This is a genomic window from Methylophaga sp. UBA5088 (assembly GCF_002414625.1).
GTDB lineage: Bacteria > Pseudomonadota > Gammaproteobacteria > Nitrosococcales > Methylophagaceae > Methylophaga > Methylophaga marina.
In genome coordinates this window covers 14476-19689 of record NZ_DIAC01000017.1, presented here as the reverse complement: position 1 = coordinate 19689, position 5214 = coordinate 14476, and the positions used below count along the sequence as shown (strand labels likewise).

General features: G+C 46.7%; 4 protein-coding genes and 1 pseudogene. 4 read left to right on the top strand and 1 reads right to left on the bottom strand.

Going from position 1 to position 5214, the window contains the following annotated elements:
* The 3 genes from B4K20_RS02285 to B4K20_RS02275 form a co-directional block, all read left to right on the top strand.
* On the top strand, nucleotides 1-3546 hold a 3546-nt coding region (locus B4K20_RS02285; RefSeq protein WP_289281740.1), incomplete at its 5' end, for a cobaltochelatase subunit CobN.
* A gap of 3 nt (nucleotides 3547-3549) precedes the next feature.
* A complete protein-coding gene (locus B4K20_RS02280) occupies nucleotides 3550-3996 on the top strand; it encodes a MotA/TolQ/ExbB proton channel family protein (RefSeq protein WP_289281739.1) in 447 nt (148 codons plus the stop codon).
* A complete protein-coding gene (locus B4K20_RS02275) occupies nucleotides 3989-4303 on the top strand; it encodes a DUF2149 domain-containing protein (protein ID WP_289281738.1) in 315 nt (104 codons plus the stop codon). Before B4K20_RS02280 ends, B4K20_RS02275 begins: the two co-directional genes overlap by 8 nt.
* 2 nt (nucleotides 4304-4305) lie before the next feature.
* Here B4K20_RS02275 and B4K20_RS02270 read toward each other — a convergent pair whose 3' ends face one another.
* Nucleotides 4306-4725 (bottom strand): lysozyme inhibitor LprI family protein, encoded by a 420-nt coding sequence (locus B4K20_RS02270; RefSeq protein WP_289281737.1) that lies wholly within the window; start codon nucleotides 4723-4725, stop codon nucleotides 4306-4308.
* A gap of 199 nt (nucleotides 4726-4924) precedes the next feature.
* On the opposite strand from B4K20_RS02270, the pseudogene B4K20_RS02265 reads away from it, so the two are divergent.
* A pseudogene (locus tag B4K20_RS02265) lies at nucleotides 4925-5214 on the top strand (bifunctional glutamine synthetase adenylyltransferase/deadenyltransferase); the annotation flags it as partial.

Genomic DNA, 5214 nt, shown 5'->3' with positions numbered 1-5214 from the left:
TCAGTGCTTACTGCGTGGGGTGATGCCAGTTTATCTGCCATCAAGTTATTAGCTGAGAATAAATCACACATCAGTTCAGTGGTGTCTCTGCAAGACTTTGTGATTGGCGGATCGGAACATCGGCAGGCTGTCACCGATGAATTAAAAAAACTGAATGTACCGGTGATAAAAGCGATGCGTTTAAGTGATAGTACCCACGCTGAATGGGAGCTGTCAGAAGCCGGTATCAGTTGGGATTCTGTTCATTATCGTGTCGCTATGCCTGAGTTACAAGGGGTGTCTCAACCAATGGTGGTTGCAACGATGACACCCGCCGAAGTCGATAAATTTACTGGAGCCAGACTGGCTTTCTCAGAACCTGTAGAGTCACAAGTCACCTTATTGGTTAAGCGCTTAAAACGCTGGCAGCAATTACAAGATAAAGCGAATCAGGATAAAAAGATCGCGATTATCTATTACAACCATCCGCCTGGTCGCCATAATATCGGTGCTGATAATTTAAACGTCGTGGAGTCCTTGTTCGATATTCTGCATTCCCTTAAAAACCAAGGGTATAAGACCGGTGAGTTACCAGCGTCATCGGCTGAGTTACTCGACTTATTACAACAACGGGGTGTGAATCTACCTGAAGATCAGGTTGCTTTGGCTGCGATGTCGTCACAAGTCAACACAATGGATAGCAAAAGCTACCAAAGCTGGTTTCAAACATTGCCAGAATCACTACAGCAAGAAATGGTCAATGGCCCGCTGGGCTTATTACATGCCAATCTAAAACAAGCTAAAGCATTGAATGATCCAAGTATTGCGGCCCATTTATTAGCTCGGGTGATGGAAGATATCCGCCATGTTGTCGATGGGGCCGACCATGCTGGTCGTGACCGTGTGTTGCAATTACTCAGTCAGCTACAAACCATCTACCAGCGACCTTTAGCAAACATCGACTGGCAACAGGCTGAGCAATTAATTAATGCCATCAGCCAACAATGGATAGAAGGCATAAGAGGCTGGGGCGAAGCGCCGGGGAATGTGATGGTTTATGACGATAAAATCCTGATTCCCGGTCTTGAGTTTGGCAATATTTTTGTTGGTCCACAGCCTCCAAGAGGTTGGGAACTGAATGAAGAATTATTGCATGCCAATTTATCCTTCCCGCCGCCACATCAATATCTGGCGTTTTATCAGTGGCTAAGAAATACCTTTCATGCTGATGCCTTAGTTCATCTGGGCCGCCATTCGACCTACGAGTTTTTACCTCGTCATCGAGTGGGTATGGCTGAGAATGATTACCCTCAGGCAATTTTAGGTGATTTGCCAAGTATCTACCCTTATATCGTTGATGGTGTAGGTGAGGGTATTCAGGCAAAACGCCGTGGCCTCGCGGTGATGGTTGATCACCTCACACCGCCTTTGGCTAGCACTGAGTTATATGATCAATTACTGGAATTACGACAGGTCGTTGAAAGTTATGAAGCTGCACCTGTGAATGCTGGGGCTATGCGCGATCGTGCGATTGAGGAAATGAAACGCTTAGTCGCCAAACTTAATCTGGAAGATGAACTGACAGCGAATATGGCTGGTGAGTTGGAAGTGCGAGGATTGAGTTCATTCGAGCAGGTGGATGACGATTTGTTAGTGCACGAAATCGGCCATTACCTGACCACTCTACAAGAAGATTTTATGCCTCTGGGGCTACATGTTTTTGGTCGAGACTGGTCTGAACAAGCGGTTCAAACCATGCTTACTTCAATGAATAATGGCAAACAAGCTACGGAGAGCTGGGATCCACTTCTACGCGGCTCACCTGCTGCAGAAATGTCGGCATTATTGGCTGCTTTAGATGGTCAATTTGTTGAGCCGGGTAAAGGTAATGATCCGATTCGCACACCATCAGCATTACCGACTGGACGTAATTTCTATGCCTTAGATGATAGCTTAATTCCATCACGTTTAGGCTACAAAGTCGGTATCGCATTAGCCGAAAAAGCCCGTGCAGAAACTCCCGCAAAAAACGCTCAGGATAGTGATGCCTTAGTGTTATGGGCATCCGATGTGGTGCGTGATGAAGGTGCAATGATCGCTTTTGCTTACGATATGTTAGGGGTGAAACCGACCTGGAGTCGTCGTGGAATTTTTAGTGGATTAGAACGTTTGGATCTTTCTTCATCAGCCTCGCCTCATCCCCGAATCCGCCGAGATATGTTGCTGACGACATCCGGCCTATTCCGTGATTTGTATGGTTCGCAGATAGTTTGGTTGGAACAAGCTGTATTGATGGCACTGGATGCCTCTTCTGGTTTGATTCGTCGTGACTATCCGGCGTTGACCTTATCATTGGATGCGGCTTTAGAGCGTTTACAGGTTAGTGAAAATCCTGGTTTTGAATCCTTAGAGCAGAACCGGGTTGCTGCCCGCTGGGTAGACGATGCCAGTGCGGCATTACGTGCGGGTGTGTCAGAAAACCAAGCCGGCCTGACGGCGAGTTACCGTATTTTTGGTACCCCACCGGGTGCTTATGGTGCTGGCGTGAATCGTCTGGTTGAGCGCTCTGGTGCCTGGGAAAATCGTGAAGAAGTCGCGGAAACGTATATTCATCGCATGGGCCATGCTTATGGCGCAGAGCTTGACGGCCAGGCGCAGCAGGCCTTATTCCAACAGAGGCTGCAACATGTCGGTCAGACTTATCTCGGACGAGCCAGTAATCTGTATGGAGTTATGGATAACAATGATGCCTTTGATTATCTGGGCGGCTTAAGCCTCGCTATTGAAACCACACGTGGACAGGCACCAGAGAGTTATATTCTGGCGCACAGTGATACCACGGATTTACGCGTTGATCCTTTGCAGACCGTATTGTTAGGTGAACTGCGTGGTCGTTATCTGAATCCGCAATGGCTTAAACCGCTGATGAAGGAGGGGTATGCCGGTGCTCGCACCATGGGTAGTGAGTTTTTAGAATATCTATGGGGCTGGCAAGTGACCAATCCCGGCATTGTGAAAAGCTGGGTATGGGATGAAGTTAAACGGGTGTATGTGGATGATGGACTAGACTTGGGCTTAGATGACTTTCTTGAGCAAGATCATAACGTCCATGTGAAAAGTAATATGCTGGCGATTATGCTGGTTGCAGCCTATAAAGGTTTTTGGCAAGCCGATGAGGCTACGTTGGAACAACTGGCACAGCAGTTCACTGATTTAGTTTCTGCAAATGGGCTACCGGGAAGTGGCCATACCTCACCATCCCACCCCTTGTATGTATGGTTGAATGATTACCTGGATGAGTCTCATCAACAGCAATTAGCTGAGGTATTAAATGCGGCAAGAATGCCAGAAACTGAAGTGGATGATGCACCAAGTCATATTGCCGAAATCACCGAGCAAAAAGCGACTCAGCCTGAGCAAGAGACGAATTCATCTGAAGAGCAACAGAAAGAGCAAGCGCAGCAACAACGCTTCTGGCTCTATGTGATATTAGGTCTGGTGGCGTTGTTAGTGTTGGCTGGCATGGCAAAAGGCATGCGAGCCCCAACTGCCAAGTTCAAGGAGTAAGTTATGTTGAGTTCACAATCCATCGGTGTGATGCATCACTTAGTCGGATTTTTATTAGAACCGGTGATATGGGCGCTAATGTTATTTGCCGCCTTGAGCATTATTGATATTGGTATTGCGCTGGCTGAACGCTTTTCTGGTTTGAAGAAGTGGCAGCAGTCAGGTCAGGTTGAGTCTTTTGAAAAATTAGCTTTCAAACGAATTGAGCGGAGTGATTTTTTAGCCAGAATTGCACCTATGCTCGGGTTGATGGGCACACTGATACCGCTTGGACCAGGATTATCTGCACTTGGTAATGGTGAGTTAAGTATCTTAACAACGGCGATGAGTGTGGCCTTTGATACCACGGTTCTGGGCCTCTTTGTTGGCATTATCGGTTTTGTTCTCGGACGATTGAGACGCCGCTGGTATGACGAGGTTTTAACGAACATGGAGCAGGCTCATGGCTAGACGCTGGCGGCATAGTCGTTTTGATGGCAATGATGATGAGCCATTAGGCCCTATGGCCAATTTATTAGATTTAATGTTGGTGTTTGCCTGTGGTCTGATTGCGGCATTAATTTCAATGAGTAGTCAGCTCCAGGAGCATTTCCAGGCCGAGGCAAAACAAGCGGAGCATGCCCTGACGGAACTTCAATCGATGAAAGAATTACCGCAGCTACCTGAAGGTATGCAAGGTGGTGCGGAGGGGTATGAGTCTGTCGGTCAGGTTTACCGTGATCCAAAAACGGGCAAGCTCATTATGATTGGGCAATGAGTTTACTCATACGTTAATTCTGGTTCAGGCATGATAGCCGGAGTGCTGTCCATATAGGTCAAATAGCTAGACCAGATCTCATGCGTTCTGGCCTCGGTCAGGTTTATCTGACAGCTCAGCGTCATGGCACCACGAATCGTCCCGTCCATCCATATAGTGTAAACACTGTCACAGTGGGATATTTTATAGGCTTCCCAAGCCGATTGTCCTGCTTCTATCGCAGTTACCACTTTGGTTTCATCGCTGTAGCGTTGTTTAGCTACTGCCAAGTATTGCTGCATGATGTCCTTTTTGTCTTGCAACTCTTCGTTGAGACAAGCGTTAATTTCAAGCGTAGTAAAAGCAGACGCGCAATCACTCTCTGCGATAACGGGAAAACTCAACAATAAGCTCAACAGGGCAAGCGTACGTTTTAGCATCATGGTTTCTTACTCCTAACTTAGTGCGAACCTGGATTATCACCTAAGGCGAATGATTAAGCGAAGACTGATAGCGGTTTGTTCTCCTTACTAGCGTGCATATCTCTTGATTATTTTATTGACTAGCTAGAATGGTTTACGCATTTGGTATTAATCAAGCTTAATGTAAAGTAATGCTTTTCCATCGTTATCCGGAGTGTTTATGTCCTCAGCATTTGTATTGCCAGAGCCATGGCAAAATGCCTTAAAGACTTATCCCGAACTGCTGAAAGTGGCACCTGATGTCTTATCAGCCAGTGATTACGTCAACCAGTGGGGGCAAAGACAGGAATCGATGCTGGCGCAGTTGCTTGAATCAGGTCAATTGCAGAAAAAACTGTCATTGGATGAGATTCGTCAGCAGCTGAAATCCATGCTCGAAGGCATCACTAGCGAGGAACAATTACATCAGAAATTACGTCATTTTCGTCAATGGATGATGGTACGTATTAT